Origin of the sequence: Curtobacterium sp. P97 (genome assembly GCF_023712445.1) — a bacterium.
Lineage (GTDB): Bacteria > Actinomycetota > Actinomycetes > Actinomycetales > Microbacteriaceae > Curtobacterium.
Map to the genome: position 1 here is coordinate 15,037 of NZ_JAMAYF010000006.1, position 19,063 is coordinate 34,099.

General features: G+C 72.7%; 17 protein-coding genes and 1 tRNA gene. 15 read left to right on the top strand and 3 right to left on the bottom strand.

Annotated features, from left to right (window positions below; genetic code table 11):
- Positions 1–20 precede the first annotated feature (20 nt).
- The gene (locus tag M3677_RS07840; protein WP_066654378.1) at positions 21–812 is read right to left on the bottom strand and encodes an SGNH/GDSL hydrolase family protein; all 792 of its coding nucleotides are present in this window, start codon (positions 810–812) and stop codon (positions 21–23) included.
- Between the two features lie 23 nt (positions 813–835).
- Between M3677_RS07840 and M3677_RS07845 the strand changes: the two genes are divergently transcribed.
- From M3677_RS07845 to M3677_RS07875, 7 genes are all read left to right on the top strand, one after another.
- Positions 836–1,993: an acyl-CoA dehydrogenase family protein gene (locus tag M3677_RS07845; RefSeq protein ID WP_251160203.1), complete on the top strand. Its 1,158-nt coding sequence runs from the start codon at positions 836–838 to the stop codon at positions 1,991–1,993.
- Positions 1,994–2,038: 45 nt separating this feature from the next.
- Positions 2,039–3,289, top strand: a complete 1,251-nt coding sequence (dinB, locus tag M3677_RS07850; RefSeq protein ID WP_251160204.1) for a DNA polymerase IV — start codon at positions 2,039–2,041, stop codon at positions 3,287–3,289.
- A gap of 164 nt (positions 3,290–3,453) precedes the next feature.
- Positions 3,454–5,253 (top strand): DEAD/DEAH box helicase, encoded by a 1,800-nt coding sequence (locus M3677_RS07855; RefSeq protein ID WP_251160287.1) that lies wholly within the window; start codon positions 3,454–3,456, stop codon positions 5,251–5,253.
- Positions 5,250–5,459 carry a hypothetical protein gene (locus M3677_RS07860; RefSeq protein ID WP_066654373.1) on the top strand — a complete coding sequence of 70 codons (210 nt, stop codon included), beginning with the start codon at positions 5,250–5,252 and terminating at the stop codon, positions 5,457–5,459. Before M3677_RS07855 ends, M3677_RS07860 begins: the two co-directional genes overlap by 4 nt.
- 87 nt (positions 5,460–5,546) lie before the next feature.
- Positions 5,547–6,875 (top strand): NAD(P)/FAD-dependent oxidoreductase, encoded by a 1,329-nt coding sequence (locus tag M3677_RS07865; RefSeq protein WP_066654372.1) that lies wholly within the window; start codon positions 5,547–5,549, stop codon positions 6,873–6,875.
- A 182-nt stretch (positions 6,876–7,057) separates the two neighbouring features.
- Complete coding sequence (locus M3677_RS07870; RefSeq protein WP_251160205.1) at positions 7,058–8,197, top strand: zinc-dependent alcohol dehydrogenase; 1,140 nt, start codon at positions 7,058–7,060, stop codon at positions 8,195–8,197.
- Between the two features lie 11 nt (positions 8,198–8,208).
- Positions 8,209–8,790 carry a hypothetical protein gene (locus tag M3677_RS07875; RefSeq protein WP_251160206.1) on the top strand — a complete coding sequence of 194 codons (582 nt, stop codon included), beginning with the start codon at positions 8,209–8,211 and terminating at the stop codon, positions 8,788–8,790.
- Between the two features lie 176 nt (positions 8,791–8,966).
- Here M3677_RS07875 and M3677_RS07880 read toward each other — a convergent pair.
- Positions 8,967–9,052 (bottom strand) — tRNA-Leu (locus tag M3677_RS07880).
- Between the two features lie 221 nt (positions 9,053–9,273).
- Here M3677_RS07880 and M3677_RS07885 point away from each other — a divergent pair.
- The 3 genes from M3677_RS07885 (at position 9,274) to mshC (ending at position 12,723) form a co-directional block, all read left to right on the top strand.
- Positions 9,274–10,590, top strand: a complete 1,317-nt coding sequence (locus M3677_RS07885; RefSeq protein ID WP_251160207.1) for a M20/M25/M40 family metallo-hydrolase — start codon at positions 9,274–9,276, stop codon at positions 10,588–10,590.
- A gap of 61 nt (positions 10,591–10,651) precedes the next feature.
- Positions 10,652–11,482, top strand: a complete 831-nt coding sequence (locus M3677_RS07890) for an undecaprenyl-diphosphate phosphatase (RefSeq protein ID WP_209682544.1) — start codon at positions 10,652–10,654, stop codon at positions 11,480–11,482.
- Positions 11,479–12,723, top strand: a complete 1,245-nt coding sequence (gene mshC, locus M3677_RS07895) for a cysteine--1-D-myo-inosityl 2-amino-2-deoxy-alpha-D-glucopyranoside ligase (RefSeq protein WP_251160208.1) — start codon at positions 11,479–11,481, stop codon at positions 12,721–12,723. The genes M3677_RS07890 and mshC overlap by 4 nt, the downstream gene beginning before the upstream one ends.
- 176 nt (positions 12,724–12,899) lie before the next feature.
- Here mshC and M3677_RS07900 read toward each other — a convergent pair whose 3' ends face one another.
- Positions 12,900–13,835, bottom strand: a complete 936-nt coding sequence (locus tag M3677_RS07900) for a proteasome assembly chaperone family protein (protein WP_066654364.1) — start codon at positions 13,833–13,835, stop codon at positions 12,900–12,902.
- 159 nt (positions 13,836–13,994) lie between these two features.
- Between M3677_RS07900 and M3677_RS07905 the strand changes: the two genes are divergently transcribed.
- The 5 genes from M3677_RS07905 to M3677_RS07925 all read left to right on the top strand — a co-directional run bounded on the left by M3677_RS07905 (position 13,995) and on the right by M3677_RS07925 (position 18,924).
- The gene (locus M3677_RS07905) at positions 13,995–14,705 is read left to right on the top strand and encodes an HAD family phosphatase (protein WP_251160209.1); all 711 of its coding nucleotides are present in this window, start codon (positions 13,995–13,997) and stop codon (positions 14,703–14,705) included.
- The gene (locus M3677_RS07910) at positions 14,702–15,832 is read left to right on the top strand and encodes a tRNA (adenine-N1)-methyltransferase (RefSeq protein ID WP_251160210.1); all 1,131 of its coding nucleotides are present in this window, start codon (positions 14,702–14,704) and stop codon (positions 15,830–15,832) included. Before M3677_RS07905 ends, M3677_RS07910 begins: the two co-directional genes overlap by 4 nt.
- A gap of 40 nt (positions 15,833–15,872) precedes the next feature.
- Positions 15,873–16,799: an FKBP-type peptidyl-prolyl cis-trans isomerase gene (locus M3677_RS07915; RefSeq protein ID WP_251160211.1), complete on the top strand. Its 927-nt coding sequence runs from the start codon at positions 15,873–15,875 to the stop codon at positions 16,797–16,799.
- A gap of 72 nt (positions 16,800–16,871) precedes the next feature.
- On the top strand, positions 16,872–17,960 hold the full coding sequence (locus M3677_RS07920) for a YafY family protein (RefSeq protein WP_251160212.1): 1,089 nt from the start codon (positions 16,872–16,874) through the stop codon (positions 17,958–17,960).
- The gene (locus M3677_RS07925) at positions 17,953–18,924 is read left to right on the top strand and encodes a YafY family protein (RefSeq protein ID WP_066654356.1); all 972 of its coding nucleotides are present in this window, start codon (positions 17,953–17,955) and stop codon (positions 18,922–18,924) included. The genes M3677_RS07920 and M3677_RS07925 overlap by 8 nt, the downstream gene beginning before the upstream one ends.
- Positions 18,925–19,063: the final 139 nt, after the last annotated feature.

Sequence of the window (19,063 nt, forward strand, 5' to 3'; positions counted from 1 at the left end):
GACCGAGGGTGCACTCCGGGTCAGGGCGTGTCGGACGTCACGTCAACGGGCTGCAGGTCGGGCCGCTTCGCGCTGATGCCGTCGCCGGACGACGTGTGCCGGATGCGCCGCACGACCCAGGGGACGAGGTACTCGCGCGCCCACCCGAGGTCCTCGACGCGGGCCTCGCGCCACGGTCTGGCCTCGAGCGGCTCCGGCGTCACCGGGTCGAGCCCGTGCTCGACCCCGAGGGCGTCGAGCACGGCCGCGGCGACGGTCGCGTGGCCGGTCGGGGAGTGGTGCAGGCGGTCCGGCGCCCACATCCGGGGGTCGCGGAGGACCCGGAGCGCCCACATGTCGGCGACGAGGGCACCGTGCTTGAGCGCGATCGCGTGCAGGTTCTCGTTGTAGATCGCCGTCTTGCCGCGGACCATGCCGAGCACGGGTGTCATGCCGACGTCGGGGCCGGTGAAGAGCACGACGGTGGCGCCGTCGCTCCGCAGCCGCCCGACCATGCCGTCGAACCGTTCGGCGAGCTCGTCGGGGTCCGAGCCGGGGCGGATGATGTCGTTGCCGCCGGCGGACACCGTCACGAGGTCGGGGCGGAGCGCGAGGGCCGGCTCGACCTGCTCGTCGACGATCTGCCCGAGCAGGCGCCCGCGGATCGCCAGGTTGGCGTACGCGAACCCGTCCGCCCGTCCGGCGAGGACCTCGGCCACGCGGTCGGCCCACCCACGGTTGCCGCCGGGGACGGTGGGGTCCGGGTCACCGATCCCCTCGGTGAACGAGTCACCGATCGCGACGTACCTGGACCACGCATGACGAGCTGACACGCCTCCGACCGTAGTCTCGTGGCATGACGTTGGCCGACGAACCCGGGTGGACGCTGTCGCAGGACCTGCTGGAGCGGATCGCCGCCCGCGCGCCGCGGTACGACGCCGAGAACGCGTTCTGCGCCGAGGACCTCGAGGAGCTGCGCGCGGCCGGCTGGCTGCGCATCGGCGTCCCGGTCGGGCAGGGCGGCGCTGGGCTCGGCCTCGCCGCGACGAGCACCCTGCAGCGGCGGCTCGCGCAGGCCGCGCCGGCGACCGCGCTCGGGCTCGGGATGCACCAGGTGTGGGTGCAGGCGGCGCGCGCCGTCACGGCGCGGGGCGGGTCGTTCCTCCAGACCGTCACCGACCACGCGGCGGTCGACCACCTGCTCGCCTTCGGGGTGAGCGAACCGGGCAACGACGCCGTGCTGTTCGACTCGTCGACGACGGCGGAGCCGGACGGCGACGGCGGCTACCGCTTCACCGGCACGAAGGTGTCCACCTCGCTCGCCCCGGCGTGGGACGTCCTCAGCGTGTTCGGCAAGGACACCAGTGGTCCGGAGCCACGGCTCGTGCACGGCTTCGTGCTGCGGTCCGACGGCGACGTCGAGCACCTCGACGACTGGGACACGCTCGGGATGCGCGCGACCCAGAGCCGGACGACGCTGCTGCACGGCGTGCACGTGCCGGCGTCGCGGATCGTCCGGGTGCTCCCCGTCGGTCCGACGCAGGACCCGCTCGTCTTCGGGGTGTTCGCGGCCTTCGAGCTGCTCGTGGCGTCGGTGTACATCGGGATCGCCGAAGGGGCGCTCGGACTGGCCGTCGCAGCGGTGTCCGGTCGACGCGGGCGCGACGGCGTTCCGCGGTCGCAGGACCCCGACGTCCGCCGTGCGGTCGCCGACCTGCGCGGCGCGGTCGACGCGGTCGCCCTGCAGGTGTCCGCCCTGGCCCGGTCGGTCGACGAGCTGGACGACCTCGGCCCCCGCTGGTTCCCGCTGCTCGTCGGCACCAAGGCGCGGACGGTGGACGCGGCGCAGCACGTCGTGGACGAGGCGCTGCGGCTCGCCGGCGGCTCGGCGTTCCGGGCGTCGTCGGAACTCGCCCGGCTCGCGCGGGACGTCCGAGCGGGGCAGTACCACCCGTCGACGCGGGACTCGGCGGCGCGGACGATCGCCGCCGCGGAGCTCGGGCCGCTCGCCTGAGCCGGAGCCCGGCCGGGTGTCGGTGGTGCGTGGCATCATCGCCGGGTGAGCAAGCAGGACGGACGCAACCGGCTCGTCTCCGAGCGTCCGGTCGACGACGTGACGGCGACGGTCCTGCACGTCGACATGGACGCCTTCTTCGCCTCCGTCGAACTGCTGGACCGTCCCGACCTGCGCGGGCTCCCCGTCATCGTCGGACACGACTCGGACCGCTCCGTCGTCACCGCCGCCACGTACGAGGCCCGTCGCTACGGCGTGAACTCGGCGATGCCGATGGCCGTGGCGAAGCGCCGGTGCCCGAACGCCGTCATCGTCGAGCCGCACTTCGAGAAGTACGCGGCGAAGTCGGCCGCGGTGATGCGCGTCTTCGGGCAGTTCACCCCGAAGGTCGAGAAGCTCGGGATCGACGAGGCGTTCCTCGACGTCGCCGGTGCGCTCCGGCTCTACGGCACCCCGTGGCAGATCGGCACCGCCATCCGCGCCGCGGTCCTCGCCGAGACGGGTCTCCACTGCTCGGTGGGCGCGGCCTCCACCAAGTTCGTCGCCAAGCTCGCGTCGAGCCGGTCCAAGCCGGACGGGCTCCTCGTCGTGCCGGCCGCGCACACCGTGGCCTTCCTGCACCCCCAACCGGTCGCGGCGCTCTGGGGCGTCGGCGGCACGACGCAGGAGAAGCTCGAGCGCCGTGGCATCCGTACGGTCGGGGACCTCGCCCACACGCCGCTGCCGTCGCTCGTCGCCGCACTCGGTCCCGCCGGCGGACAGCGCCTGCACGACCTGTCCTGGGGCCGCGACCCGCGCGTGGTCGACACCGGCGTCAGCGAGAAGTCGATCGGGCACGAGGTCACCTTCGGACGTGACCTGACCGAGCGTGACGACGTCGCCCGCGAGCTCCTGCGCCTGGCCGACAAGGTCGCCGTGCGCCTGCGCCGCGCCGGCGTGCAGGCCCGCACGGTCGCGCTCAAGGTGCGGTACACCGACTTCAGCACCCTCACCCGGTCCCGGACGCTCGCCGAACCGACCGATGTGGCGAAGCGGCTCCACCACGAGGCGGTCGAGCTCTACGACGTCCTGCACCGGCCCGGCAACCGGATCCGCCTGATCGGCGTGCGCGGCGAGAACCTCGTCCCGGCAGCGGCGAGCAACGCGCTGTGGGACGACGACGCGCCGTGGCGGGAGACCGAGACGACGGTCGACGCGGTCGCCGCACGCTTCGGTGCCGGCGTGCTCCGGCCCGCCTCGCTCGTGCGCGGCACGCCCGAGCAGCGTCCGCCGCACGCCCGGCAGGACCCGGCCTGACGGTAGGATCGCGTGAAGTGAGCGCAGCGGAGTACGACGACCAGCAGCAGCCCGCGACGCTGTGGGGCGACGCCCCGGACGGCGACGACCGGGCGACGCGGGAGCAGTCCGCGGTCGGTGGTGAACCGGCCGCGCCGGGCGCTGCCCGACCCCACGACGAGGCCGTGGTCCAGGCGGAGAACGCCGGCAACGCGGCCGCCGAGCACCTGTCACCGGCCTTCCCGGAGCGGGCTGCGTGGGGAACCGCGTCGAAGCTCCGTGCGTGGCAGGTCGAGGCGCTCACGAAGTACTTCGAGTCCGAGCCGCGCGACTTCCTCGCCGCTGCGACCCCCGGCGCCGGCAAGACCACGTTCGCGCTCCGCCTCGCCACGGAGCTCCTCGCCCGCGGCACCGTCGACCGCATCGTCGTCGTGGCCCCGACGGAGCACCTCAAGCGGCAGTGGGCGGACTCTGCCGACCGCGTGGGCATCCGGATCGACCCGATGTTCAAGAACGGCGACGGGATGTTCGGGCGGCACTACCAGGGCGTGGCGATCACCTACGCGCAGGTCGGCATGAACCCCGAGGTCCACCAGAAGATCACCGAGGGCGGTCGCACGCTGGTGATCCTCGACGAGGTCCACCACGGCGGCGACGCACTCACCTGGGGCGACGGCATCCGCGAGGCCTTCACGAAGGCGACCCGTCGGCTGTCCCTCTCCGGCACCCCGTTCCGGTCGGACACGGCCCCGATCCCGTTCGTGCAGTACGCCCCCGACGAGCAGGGCATCCGGACCTCGATCTCCGACTACAACTACGGGTACGGCCGCGCGCTCAAGGACGGCGTCGTCCGCCCGGTGCTGTTCATGGCCTACGCCGGGCAGATGCGGTGGAAGACGCGCATGGGCGACGAGATGTCGGCGTCCCTCGGCGAGCAGGTCACGAAGGACATCACCGCACAGGCGTGGCGGACCGCGCTCTCGCCGGAGGGCGAGTGGATGCCCGCCGTGCTGTCGGCCGCCGACAAGCGGCTGACCGAGGTCCGTCGCGGCGTGCCGGACGCCGGCGGCCTGGTGATCGCGACCGACACCACGACCGCGCGCGCCTACGCCCGGATCCTGCAGCAGATCACCGGCGAGCGACCGACCGTGGTGCTCTCCGACGAGGCCGCCGGATCGAGCCGGATCCAGGCGTACGCCGAGGACACCTCGCGCTGGATGGTCGCCGTCCGCATGGTGTCCGAGGGCGTCGACGTACCCCGGCTCTGCGTCGGCGTGTACGCCACGAGCGCGAGCACACCGCTGTTCTTCGCGCAGGTGATCGGGCGCTTCGTCCGGGCCCGCCGCCGCGGCGAGACCGCGAGCGTGTTCCTGCCGAGCGTGCCCGGGCTGATGGCCCTCGCGGCGTCGCTCGAGCTCGAGCGCGACCACGCCCTCGACCGGCCGAAGGACAGCGACGACGGGATGTACAACCCCGAGGACGCCATGGTCGCCGAGGCCAACAAGGAGGACCGGGCGTCCGAGAGCCTGCTCGAGGTGCAGCCGTTCGAGGCGCTCGACTCGCAGGCGTCGTTCGACCGGGTGCTCTACGACGGCGGCGAGTTCGGCACCGGGGGCGAGGTCGGCTCGCTCGAGGAACTCGACTTCATCGGCATCCCGGGGCTCCTCGAACCCGACCAGGTGCGCGATCTCCTGCGGGCCCGTCAGGCATCCCAGGCGAAGCGGTCGAAGGGCCGCGCGGCGAAGGACGGCCTCCCCAAGCCCAAGCCCGACGAGTCGCGCCCGATGTACCAGACCATCAAGGAGCAGCGGACCGAGCTCGCACGGCTCGTCTCGATCTGGTCCCGGCACGCGAACGAACCGCACGGGGCCATCCACGCCGAGCTCCGTCGGATCAGCGGTGGGCCGGCCGTGGCGCAGGCGAGCATCGAACAGATCCAGAAGCGGATCGACGTGCTGCGCTCGCGGATCGGCAACCGACGGTGATCGAGCCCGTCGACGACCGCACGTGGCTGGTGAAGCGCACGCCGGAGTCCTCACCCGAGGCGATCATCGACCGCTTCGGCGGCGGGTACCGCCTGCGCCGGTTCTCGCTCACCGAGTCCCGTCGCACCCAGCACGGCGTCCACACCGGCCCCGAGCTGGCCGAGACCGCCTGGTGGCGCCTGCAGGACCGTCCGCCCGGACGGTGATCGCCCGGTGAGCGATCCGGTTGCGGTGCACGGACCGGGCGGCGCGGCTTGGTGACGTCACAGGGGTTCTTCCGGTAGACCGGGTGCATGGCAGACTCCATCCCTCACGTCCTCGTCCTCGGCGGCGGCTCCGCCGGCTACACCACGGTCAAGCAGCTCCAGAAGCACGCCGCGACCGTGCCGATGCGGATCACGCTGGTGGACCAGAACACGTACTACACGTACCTGCCGTTCCTGCCGGAGGTCGCGGGCGGGCACATCGCCCCGAAGGACGTCACCTTCGAGCTCCGTCGCGCGTTGAAGAAGACCCGCGTCATCCAGGGCAAGGTCACCGGCATCTCGTCGAAGGACAAGACCGTGTCCATCGCCACGGCCGGCGGCGACGACCGCACGCTCGGCTACGACCAGCTCGTCGTCGCGCTCGGCTCGGTGACCCGTACGTTCCCGACCCCCGGGCTCGAGGAGTACGGCGTCGGCTTCAAGACCGTGGAGGAGGCCGCCTACGTCCGCGCGAAGCTCCTCGACAACATCGCGAAGGCCGCTGCCACCCGTGACGAGGACGAGCGTCGCCGTCTGCTGACGAGCATCTTCGTCGGCGGTGGCTACACCGGCGTCGAGGCGATCGGTGAGCTCTTCGACGTCTCGCAGGCCGCCATCAAGACCTACCCGTCGCTCGCCGGTGAGCAGCCGCGCTGGGTGCTCATCGACGCGCTCGACCGCGTCGCGCCCGAGGTGGGCCCGGAGCTCTCGAAGTGGACCCTCGAGTCGCTCCGTGCCCGCGGCATCGACGTCCGTCTGAAGACCACCATGCCGAGCGCCGAGGGCGGGGTCATCAAGCTCTCCGACGGCGACGAGTTCGCCACCGGGCTGCTCGTCTGGACCGCCGGCGTCAAGCCGAACCCGCTCCTCGACGCCACGGACCTGCCGCGTGGTCCGAAGGGCCACCTCGCTGCGAACGCGAAGCTCCAGGTCGAGGCCGAGGACACGCACGAGGTCGTCCCGGGTGTCTGGGGCCTCGGCGACGTCGCGCAGGTCCCCGACCTGACCGCCGAGAAGCAGCCGGCGTACTACCCGCCGAACGCGCAGAACGCCGTCCGTCAGGCCGTCGTCGCCGCGGACAACGTGGTCGCCACCATCACGGGCAAGCCGCTCGAGGAGTACCGCCACCCGTCGATCGGCACCGTCGCCTCGTACGGCGTCGGCAAGGGCGCCGGCAACATCAAGGGTGTCAAGATGACGAACCTGCTCGCCTGGCTCGCGCACCGCTCGTACCACGTGTACGCGATGCCGACGCTGAACCGGAAGGTCCGCATCGTCATCGGCTGGATCACCGGTGCGGTGTCCGGCCGCGACGCGACCAGCCTCATCAAGGAGACCGACCCGCGACGCAACTTCGTCGAGGCATCCAAGAGCTGACACAGGTCGACGTCACCTCGTGACGGACGGACGGGAGGCGCGGTGCCGGTCGGCACCGCGCCTCCCGTCCGTTCGCCGGTCCGCCGTCGACGGTCCCGGTCGTTCTGCTCAGATCGCGCGGTCCTGGATCGCCTCGCACGGCACCGAGGCGAGCGTGGGCTCCACGAACGAGAGGAGCGCCCATGCGTGCCATGACCTACCGCGGACCGTACCGGGTCCGTGTCGAGGAGAAGCCCGATCCGCGGATCGAGCACCCGAACGACGCCGTCGTCCGGGTCGAACGGGCCGCGATCTGCGGTTCCGACCTGCACCTGTACCACGGCATGATGCCCGACACCTGCGTCGGGCACACCTTCGGCCACGAGTTCATCGGCGTGGTCGAGGAGGTCGGTTCGTCGGTGGCGTCACTCGCCGTCGGCGACCGCGTGATGGTGCCCTTCAACGTCTACTGCGGCTCCTGCTGGTTCTGCGCGAGGGGGCTGTTCTCGAACTGCCACAACGTGAACCCGAACGCGACGGCCGTCGGCGGCATCTACGGGTACTCGCACACCACGGGCGGCTACGACGGCGGGCAGGCGGAGCGCGTCCGCGTACCGTTCGCCGACGTCGGCCCGTCCGTCATCCCGGAGGGGCTGGACGCCGAGGACGCCCTCCTGATGACCGATGCCCTGAGCACGGGCTACTTCGGCGCACAGCTCGCCTCGATCCGCGAGGGCGACACCGTGGTGGTGCTGGGCGCCGGCCCGGTCGGGCTGTTCGCTGCTCGGTCGGCGTGGTTCATGGGTGCCGGCCGCGTGATCGTCATCGACCAGCTGGAGTACCGGCTCGAGAAGGCGCGCACCTTCGCCCACGCCGAGACCATCAACTTCGCCGAGGTCGACGACGTCGTGCTCGAGATGAAGCAGCAGACCGACTTCCTCGGAGCGGACAGCGTGATCGACGCCGTCGGTGCCGAGGCGGACGGCAACTTCACCCAGCAGGTCACGGCGTCGAAGCTCAAGCTGCAGGGCGGGTCACCGACGGCGCTCAACTGGGCGATCGACGGTGTGCGCAAGGGCGGGACGATCTCCGCCGTCGGCGCGTACGGACCGATCCCGAGCGCGGTGAAGTTCGGCGACGCCATGAACAAGGGCCTGACGATCCACACGAACCAGGCGCCGGTCAAGCGCCAGTGGCCCCGGCTGCTCGAGCACATCCAGGCCGGACACTTCCGTCCGAGCGACATCATCACGCACCGGGTCCCGCTCGAGCACATCGACGAGGCCTACCACCTGTTCTCGGCGAAGCTCGACGACTGCATCAAGACGGTGATCGTGCCGTGAAGGAGACACCCGTGACCGACCACACGCCCTACATCGCCGACCCGCCCCGACGTGTGCCTCCGTCGGCGGAGCTCCGTGAGCGCATCCCCGGGTGGGGGAGCGACCTCGACCCGGCCGACCGTCCGTCGGTGCCGAAGCTCTCCCGCGAGGTCGGACTCGCCTCGGGTGCCCACTGGGACGTCCCCGAGCCACAGCCCGGCGGCGAGGGCCGCGAGCGGTCCGTCGAGCACGCGCACGTCCCGCCGGTGTTCGGGACGGCGCAACCGCTGTCCGGGCTCGCCGGGGTCGTGAAGCGGTTCGCCTACGCCCGGTACAGCGAGGGACGGCTGGCGCACTGGCTGCTCCTCGTGCTGGGCGACCGGATCGACGTGGCCACCCACCGGGTGACGGACGCACTCCGCGGCCGACCGGACCGGGTCGTGCACGAGACCGGGTGGCGCGCCGAGCTCGGCAACCGGCCCGTCTCGACGCGTCTGGGCTCCTCGCGACGGGACGGGCGCCACCAGCTGCTCGACCCGGTCGTGGCGAACTGGGGCTGGCTCGCCGCCCTCGGCGGCCTGGTGCTGGTCGTGCGTCGCCTGCGGCGTCACTGAGACGCGGGGCGGAGGCCCTCGCGCCGCGCGCCTCCTGCGACACCGCGCTCGTCGTTCGACAGCGGTGATGTCGCACGATGCGCGTGCATCGGGTCATCGGGCCCGCGATGATCGCCGGGCGAGCACGGACGAGAAGAGCCCCCTGGCCGACAGGCCAGGGGGCTCTTCTCTTCTTGTGTCCGAGGGGGGACTTGAACCCCCACGCCCTAATACGGGCACTAGCACCTCAAGCTAGCGCGTCTACCAATTCCGCCACCCGGACAGGGTGTCATTCACTTGTTCGGCTGTCGTTCCGGGCTGTTTTCCCGGCGTTCCTGCCGAGAGAAGACACTAGCACGGCTCTGAACGCACGATGAACACGGGCGCGCATCCCGGGCGAGTCCCCCGGAACGACGGGGCAGGGAGGGCACGGACCGGGTCCGACGCGGGCTGCCGCGGGGACTGCCGCGGGGCACGGCGCAGGCTGCCGGTAGCGTTGGTGGCATGAGCGACGCCCAGCCGACCGAGCCGGACCTCGAGGCCACCGCCGCCATCGCGCGGGACCTCATCCGCATCGACACCACGAACTGGGGCGAGGGCAGGTCGGTCGGCGAGACCGAGGCGGCGCAGTACGTGGAGGCGGAGCTGCGCGACCTGGGCTTCGCGCCGCAGCTCTTCGAGTCGGAGCCGGGCCGGGTGAGCGTCGTCGCCCGTGTGGCGGGGCGGAACGCCGACAAGCCGGGGCTCGTCGTGCACGGGCACCTCGACGTGGTGCCGGCCGACCCCGCGAACTGGACGGTGGACCCGTTCGGCGGCGAGGTGCGCGACGGCATGCTCTGGGGCCGCGGCGCGGTCGACATGAAGAACATGGACGCGATGATGCTGACGGCGTTGCGCGACGTGGTCGAAGGTCAGGGCGCACCCGAGCGTGACCTCGTCATCGGGTTCTTCGCGGACGAGGAGGCGGGCGGGGTGCTCGGCGCCCACCACGTCGTCGACACGCACCCGGAGGTCTTCGCCGGCGCGACCGAGGCGATCAGCGAGGTCGGCGGGTACTCGGTCACCCTCGGCGGGCGGCGGGCCTACCTGCTGCAGACCGGCGAGAAGGCCCTGATGTGGATCAAGCTCGTCGCGCGGGGCACCGCGGCGCACGGCTCGCACGTGATGCGGGACAACGCGGTGACCAAGGTGGCCGCCGCGGTCGCGCGCATCGGAGCGGAGGAGTGGCCGGTCCGGCTCTCCGGCACCACCGAGGCGATGGTCCGCGAGATCGCGCGGCTCCTCGGCGTCGACCCCGTGACGACCGGGCCGGACGAGGTCGCCCTCGCGACCGGGTCCGCCTCGCGCTTCATCCACGCGGCGCTGCACACGACGACCAACCCGACGGTCCTCCGCGCCGGGTACAAGCACAACGTGATCCCGGACGCTGCCGAGGCCCTCGTCGACCTCCGCTGCCTGCCGGGCGACGAGGAGACCGTGCTCGAGCGGGTCCGGGAACTCGCCGGCGACGACGTCGAGGTCGTGATGACGCACCGCGACGTCGGCCTCGAGCAGGACTTCGGCGGACCCCTCGTCGACGCCGTGCGCGGGACGCTCGAGCGCCACGACCCCGGGGCGCCCGTGCTGCCCTACCTGCTGTCCGGCGGCACCGACAACAAGGCGATGTCGCGGCTCGGGATCGCCGGGTACGGGTTCGTCCCGCTGCAGCTGCCGGAGGACGTCGACTTCCCGGCGATGTTCCACGGCGTCGACGAGCGCGTGCCCCTCGACGCCCTCGCCTTCGGGCGGCGCGTCCTCGGCGACCTGCTCGCCACGTACTGATACATTGCCGGGTCGCCCCTCGGCGGCGACCCGCGACGACCGGCACGAAAGGCCCCGCTCGATGCACATCCTCGAGGCGATCTTCCTCGGCTTCGTGCAGGGACTCACCGAGTTCCTGCCCGTGTCCTCCAGCGCGCACCTGCGCATCGTCGGGCTCTTCCTGCCCGATGCGAAGGACCCGGGTGCCGCGTTCACCGCGGTGACGCAGCTCGGCACCGAGACGGCCGTGCTGATCTACTTCTGGAAGGACATCACCCGGATCGTCGGGCGGTGGTTCCGCTCGGTCGTCCGGCGCGACGTGCCGAAGGGCGACCCGGACGTGCGGCTCGGGTGGCTGGTGATCCTCGGCACGATCCCGATCGGGGTCGCCGGACTCCTGCTCAAGGACTCCATCGAGACCACCTTCCGGTCGCTCTGGATCGTGGCGATCGTGCTCATCGTCTTCGGCGTCGTGCTCGGCGTGCTCGACGTCGTCGGGCGCAAGGTCCGTCCGATCGAGCAGATGACGTTCCGGAACGGCCTGCTCATCGGCGTCGCCCAGATGCTGGCGCTCGTCCCGGGCGTCTCGCGCTCCGGCGCCACGGTGTCGATGGGACTCGCCCTCGGCTACACCCGACCGGCCGCGGCGCGCTTCGCGTTCCTGCTCGCCGTCCCCGCGGTGTTCCTGTCCGGCTTCTACGAGGCCGCGACGAGCCTCGGCGACCACGGCGCGCCCTTCGGTCTCGTCGACACGCTGGTGGCGACCGTCGTCGCGTTCGTCGTCGGCTTCGTCGTCATCGCCGCGTTCATGAACTACATCTCGAAGCGCAGCTTCATGCCCTTCGTGGTCTACCGGATCGCACTCGGTATCGTGCTCATCGTGTTGCTGTCGCTCGGAGTGATCCAGCCGTGAGGGCCTGGCAGGTCCCGTCCGTCCCGTCCGTCCCCGGTGACGCGCCCCGACCCGTGGTGCACGACACCGCGGCCGGGCGGCCCGTGGACCCGACCCACGGCGCGGAGGGCGCGACGCTCTACGTGTGCGGCATCACGCCGTACGACGCCACCCACCTCGGCCACGCGGCGACCTACCTGGCGTTCGACACGCTCGGTCGCGCCTGGCGGGACGCGGGGCTCGAGGTCGAGTACGCGCAGAACACCACGGACGTCGACGACCCGCTGCTCGAGCGCGCCGCGCGGGACGGCGTCGACTGGCGCGAGCTCGCCGCGTCGCAGATCGACCTGTTCCGCCGCGACATGGAGGCACTCCGCGTCCTGCCGCCGGACGACTTCGTCGCGGTGACCGACGAGGTCGAGCGCATCGCCGAGGCCGTCGGGTACCTGCAGGAGACCGGGTACGCCTACGACGTGCCGACCGACGACTCCGAGGGCGACGACGTCTACTTCGACGTGAACCGCCCCACCGAGGCGTGGGCGCTCGGCGACGAGAGCCGCCTGGACCGCGAGACGATGCTCGTGCTGTCGGCCGAGCGGGGCGGGGACCCGGACCGCGCCGGCAAGCGCGACCCGCTCGACCCGCTGCTCTGGCGTGCCGAGCGTGCCGGGGAGCCGAGCTGGGACACCGAGCTCGGCCCGGGACGACCCGGCTGGCACATCGAGTGCAGCGTGATCGCGGGCGACAAGCTCGGCCTGCCGATCAGCGTGCAGGGCGGCGGCAGCGACCTCGTCTTCCCGCACCACGAGATGAGCGCCGGGCACGCCGCCGCGCTCGCGCACCAGCCGCTCGCCAACGCCTTCGTCCACACCGGCATGATCGCCTACCAGGGGTCGAAGATCTCGAAGTCGCTCGGCAACCTCGTCACCGTGCGCGGCCTGCTCGACGACGGCGCCGACCCGCGGGCCGTCCGGCTCGCGCTGCTGTCGCACCGGTACTCGGACGACTGGGAGTGGTTCGACGGCGAACTGACGAGCGCGACCACCCGGCTCGCGACGTGGGACGCCTGGGCGTCCGGCGACGCTCCCGGTCACGAGGACGACGCCGCCGATGCGATCGCCCGCATCCGCGCGCGTGTCGCCGACGACCTCGACACGCCCGGTGCGGTCGCCGCCGTCGACACCGCGATCGCCGCGGGGACCCGCGCGACACCGGAGCTCGTCGACCTCGTCGACGCCCTGCTCGGCATCCGCCTGGCCTGAGACCGGGGGCTCTGGCAGGCGCTCTCCCGGTCGCGCGACGTGCCGCCGGTGGCCGTCGCGGTCGCACGACGTGCCGCTCACCCCAGAGGTGCGACCGGAGCGCGTGCCGACGACGGGACGGACGGGAGGCGCGGTGCCAGCCGGCACCGCGCCTCCCGTCCGTCCCGTGGTCGCGACTACTGCTGCGGCGGCTGCGGGGGCCGCCACGGACCCTCGCCGCCGGCGGTGCCGCCGTCCTTGCCGTCCTTGCGCTCGCGTCGGCGGAGGTACTGCTCGAACTCCTGCGCGATCGCGTCCCCCGACGCCTCGGGGGAGTCGACCGTGTCGCGGGCCTGCTCCAGCTGGCCGATGTAGCTCGCCATGTCCTCGTCGTCGGCGGCGAGGGCGTCGATGCCCTCCTCCCACTCGGTGGCCTCGTCGAGCAGGCTGCCCCGCGGGACCGTGACGTCGGCGAGCTCCTCGATCTTGTCGAGGAGGGACAGGGTGGCCTTCGGCGACGGCGAGTTGTGCACGTAGTGGGGGACCGAGGCCCACAGGGAGAGCGTGGTGAGCCCCGCGGTGTCCATCGCGTCGGAGAGCACGCCGAGGATGCCGGTCGGTCCCTCGTACGTCGACCGGTCGACGTCGAACGCCGCACGGACACCGGCGTTCTCGCTTGACACGAACACCGAGATCGGTCGGGTGTGCGGGACGTCCGCCAGCATCGCGCCGACGAACACCACCGCGTCGATCGAGTACACGTCGGCGAGGTCGATGACCTCCGCACAGAACCCCCGCCAGGTCCGGGACGGCTCCGGCCCGACCAGGACGAACACGTCGCGTTCGGTCTCGGAACCGGCCGCGCCGATGACCGGACGCCCCTCGGCGCCGGGCCCGTGCAGGACGATGCGGGGCCAGCGGATGGCTCGGGAACCGTCCTCCGCGGTGCCGACCTCCGGCCGGTTGAACTGGTAGTCGACGTACCGCTCGCCGTCGATCTCGCGCAGCTCGTCGAGTTCCAGCGCGTCGACGATCCGGCGGGCGAGGCCGCTCGCAGCCTCGCCGGCGTCGTTCCAGCCCTCGAAGGCGACGACGAGCAGTCGGCCGTCGCTGAAGGGGGAGTGCTGTGGCACGGAGGGGCCTCCTGGTGGTGGAGCGGGGCGCGCACGGTGATCGCGCGCGGCCGGACACGGTCGATCACCCAGGATATGCCGGAGCCGCCCGCGGGCACCCCTCCGTCCGCCCCGAGCGGAACCGCGGCGCCGGTCGGTGCCCCGGTAGACTCGTCGCCCGTGACCGCCCAGCACCCCGAACGCGTCCTCCCCGCAGCCGTGCTGTGGGACATGGACGGCACGATCATCGACACCGAACCGATCTGGCAGCAGTCCCAGGTCGAGCTGACCGACCGGTACGGCGCCGAGTGGAGCCACGAGGACGGCCTCTCTCTGGTCGGGAGCGGGCTCGAGCGGTCGGGTGAGATCCTCCGCGACCGGGGCGTCGACATGGAGGTCGAGGAGATCGTCCTGTGGATGACCGACTACGTGACGCAGCGCCTGCAGGGCGGTGAGCTCCCCTGGCGTCCCGGCGCCCGCGAACTCGTCGAGGAGCTGCACGACCGCGGCATCCCGACCGCGCTGGTGACGATGTCCCGCCGCACGATGGCGCTCGTGACCGCCGACGCCCTCGGGGCCCGTGGCTTCCGCGTGGTCGTCGCCGGCGACGACGTCGACCGTCCGAAGCCCCACCCGGACGCCTACCTGGCCGCGGCGGCGCAGCTCGGGGTCGACCCCACCGCGTGCATCGCGATCGAGGACTCGGCCACCGGGGTCGCCTCGGCCGTGGCCTCCGGCGCCGTCACCGTCGCGGTCGAGCACATCGTGCCGCTGTCCGAGATCGCCGGTGGCGACGTGCACCTGACGACGCTGGCGGACGTGGACGTCGACCGCCTCGTCGAACTGACCAGCCCGGCCCTCGCGGCCCGTACCGAGACGGCGAGCCGATGACCGAGCAGACCCAGCAGCCCTCGCAGGACGACGTCGTCGCCCTGCCGCACACCGCCGGTGGCGCCCCGCACACCCCGCCGCGCGGTCCGTTCCGCGCCGGTGACCGCGTGCAGCTCACCGGCCCGAAGGGCAAGCTCACGACGCTCTCGCTCGAGACCGCCGGCGAGTACCACACCCACCGCGGCGTGCTCCGGCACGACGACGTGATCGGGCAGCCCGACGGCTCCGTGGTCCGGGCGAGCACCGGCGACGAGTACCTCGCGCTCCGGCCGCTCCTCAACGACTACGTGATGTCGATGCCCCGCGGTGCGGCCATCGTCTACCCGAAGGACGCCGCCCAGATCGTCGCCTTCGCGGACGTCTTCCCGGGCGCCCGGGTCGTCGAGGCCGGCGTCGGCTCGGGAGCACTCTCGCTCTTCCTCCTCCGGGCGATCGGTCCGACCGGCCGGCTGCAGTCGTTCGAGCGCCGCGAGGAGTTCGCCGCCATCGCGCGCGGCAACGTCGGCACGTTCCTCGGCGCCGTGCCGGACAACTGGTCGGTGACCGTCGGCGACCTCGTCGAGGAGCTCCCCGGCGCCACCGGACCGCAGAGCATCGACCGCGTGGTCCTCGACATGCTCGCGCCGTGGGAGTGCGTCGACGCCGCGGCGGACGCGCTCGTCCCCGGCGGGCTCGTCGTCTGCTACGTGGCGACCGTCACGCAGCTGTCCCGCACGGCCGAGGCGTTGCGGGACACCGGGCGCTTCACGGACCCGCAGTCGAGCGAGACCCTCGTGCGCACCTGGCACGTGGAGGGTCTCGCCGTCCGTCCGGACCACCGGATGGTCGGCCACACCGGGTTCCTCGTGACCGCCCGACGCCTCGCCGACGGCGTCGTGCTGCCGAACCTGAAGCGTCGTGCAGGCAAGGCCGAGTTCTCGGACGAGGACGTCGAGGCCTGGACCCCCGGCGCCGTCGGCGAGCGGTCCGCCAGCGACAAGAAGCTCCGGAAGGTCGCCCGTCAGGCAGCGGCCCAGGCGCGCAGGGTCGCCGCTGCCGAGGCCGGGACGGACGCGCAGGGGATCGCGCACGGCGGCGCCGAAGGCACCCCGGATGCCTCGCACGATGCCGCCGACGGCGACCGCTAGGCTACGCATGCCCGTCCAGCACCGAACGGAAAGAGGGTCCGTGCGCACCATCCCCGCACTCCTGGTCACCATCGGCCTCGCCGCGTCCCTGACGGGGTGCGCCGCCAGCGGGGCCGGTACGGCCGCGTCCTCCTGCCCGGCTCCCGGTGCCGCGTCGGCAGCGGTGACGGCGTCCGGTGCGTTCGGCAAGGAGCCGAAGGTGTCGGTGCCGTCCGGGCTGACCACGACGGGCACGCAGGTGTCGGTCCTGCGCTCCGGCGACGGCCGCCAGATCGAGGAGGGGACGCCGGTCCTCGTCGAGTACACCCTCGTCGACGGCAGCACCGGTCAGGTCGCGCAGACCAGCGGGTACTCCGGGCAGACCGCCCCGATCACCGCGGGCGCTGCGAACTACGGCCCCCTGGGCACCGCGCTCGAGTGCGCCCACGTGGGCGACCGGCTCGCCGTCGCCCTGCCGAAGAGCGAGCTGAGCGGGAGCGCGACCGCCGGATCCGGCACGTCGCGCAAGGCCGAGGACGCCGTGATCGCGGTCATGGACGTCAAGCAGGCCTTCGACGCCCGGGCGACCGGCACGCCGCAGCTCGCCGGCGACGGCATGCCCGCCGTCGTCCTCGCGCCGTCGGGTGCGCCCGGCATCACGATCCCGTCGTGGAGCGCCCCGAAGGACGACGCGCTGCACCTGCTCCGCAAGGGGTCTGGGGCGGAGCTCACCGCGAAGGACACCGCGGTCATCAAGTACACGGCCGTCTCGTGGGCCGGCAGCAACGGCGACTCGTCCGTCGTCGGCTCGAGCTGGACCGACGGATCGGGCGCACAGGCGATCCCGCTCGCGAAGGGCCAGGTCATCGACGGCGTGCGGAACGCCGTCCTCGGCCACCGTGTCGGCGACCAGGTCCTGGCGATCGTGCACCAGCAGGACGGCACCACCGCGTACGTCATCGACGTGCTCGGGAAGATGCCCGCCTGACCCTCGACGGTCCGTCCACCGACCGCGCGCGGGTGCACTCCGGTGCACCCGCGCTGCCGTAGGATCGGGCTCGTGCCAGCCACCCGAGCCCCCCGCGTCCCCGCCGAGGAGCGGCTCTTCAGCCTGGTGCTCGCGCTGCTCTCGACCGAGGCCGGGCTGACCAAGGCGGAGATCCTGGCCAACGTGCAGGGCTACCGGCAGCGGTACACGTCCGGTGGGGACAACGCGTCGCTCGAGCGGCAGTTCGAGCGCGACAAGGACGACGTCCGCGACCTCGGCATCCCGCTCGAGACGATCGAGACGCCCGGTGCCGCCGGCAACAACCAGACGCTCCGGTACCGCATCCCGAAGGGCGAGTACGACCTGCCGCTCGACGTCCGCTTCACCCCGGACGAGTCCGCGCTGCTGTCGCTCGCGGCGATGGCCTGGCGCGAGGGTGCACTGTCCACCGACTCACGACGGGCGCTGCTGAAGGTCCGGTCCGCCGGTGCCGACGACGGAGGGACGACCACGGCGCAGGGCGTCGCCGGCATGGCCGCCTACTCGCCCCGGCTCCGCGCCCGTGACACCGCGTTCGAACCCCTGCGTTCAGCGCTCGACCGTGGCGCCGCCGTGCGCTTCGACTACATCACGCCGGGCGAGCACGCGCCCCGCCGACGTGACCTCGCACCGCTCGCGCTCGTGCAGCACGGCGGTCGCTGGATGCTCGCAGCGCACGAGTTCTCCACCGGCGGCACGAAGAACTACCTGCTCTCGCGGATCGTCGGGCCGGTGAGCGTGCACCAGGTCGGGCAGCACCCCGCTCCCGCCGGCGCCGCCGAACGTGCCCTGACCGAGCTGGACCGGGTGTGGGCCGAACGGACGGCGCGGATCGCGGTCGTGCCCGGTTCCGATGCCGAGCGCCGGCTCCAGCGTCGACGCGGCACCGAGGTCGACGACGACGGCGTGCTCGTCGTGCACCACGTCGACCCGCAGATCCTCGCCGAGGAACTGGCGGCCTTCGGTCCCGAGGTCCGGGTGCTCGAGCCCGCCGCGGTCCGCGAGCTCGTGGTCGCCCGCCTGCGCGCCCTCGTCGCCGACCACGCGGAGGTTGGCCGAGCCGACGCAGACCAGACCGCCGCCGCCGACCAGACCGCCGACGCCGGAGGTACCCGTGCCTGACCAGCAACCGCTCCAGGCACAGGACAAGCTCGCGTTCCTGCTCGTCCTCGTGCCGTACCTCATCGACCACGAGCGCGTGTCCGTGGCCGAGGCCGCACGGCACTTCGGCGTCCCCGAGCAGCGCATCCGCCGTGCGGTCGAGCTCATCGCGGTGTCCGGGGTGCCCGGCGAGACGATGCAGTACCAGCACGGTGACCTGTTCGACATCGCCTGGGACGACTTCGAGCAGAACGACATGATCGTGCTGACGAACCTCGTGGCGATCGACGACTCGCCCCGGCTGTCGGCGCGTGAGGCCTCGGCGCTGATCGCCGGCCTGCAGTACCTGTCCGCGCTGCCCGAGGCCGCCGACCGGGACGCGATCCGGTCCCTCATGGCGAAGCTCTCCCGCGGTGCCGGGGGAGCGGCGTCGAACGTCGCGGTCGGTCAGGACCTGCACGACGCGGCGCTCGCCACCATCCGCCGTGCCGTCGCCGACGGTCGTGGTCTGGCGTTCGAGTACGCCGGGCCGCGCACCCGCGGCGGGACCCGCCGTGTCGACCCGCTCCGCGTCGAGTCGATCGACACCGACTGGTACCTGCGTGCCTGGGACCTCGACCGGCAGGCGCTCCGGACCTTCCGGCTCGACCGGATGACGAGCGTGCGCGTGGACGACCGCCCGGCCGAGAAGACCATCGGCGACGTCGTGATCCCGGACACGCTCTTCCAGCAGTCCGGCGGCGACGTCATCGTCACGGTGGAGCTCGACTGCTCGGCGCTGCCCCTCGTCGCGGACTTCCTGGCGGACACCGCCGACGCCGAGGACGCAGACGGCCGCGTCCGCATCCGGCTCGCGGCATCGAACGGCTTCGACGGGGTCGTCCGGCTGGTGGCCGGCCTGCCGGGCCGCGCGGTCGTCCTCGACCCGCCGGCGGCCCGTGCCGCCGTCCGCGCGTTCGCCGAAGCAGCCCTGGCCGCCGAGTAGCGCGCGCACCGCGCCCGCCGCTCACCCTGACGGACGGGAGGCACGGGGCGGGCCCGCCGTGCGCCTCCCGTCCGGTCGTCCGCCTGTGGGTCCGCCGCCGACGGCCCGACTGTCGGCCCCGGTCCCGTAGGATCGGGCC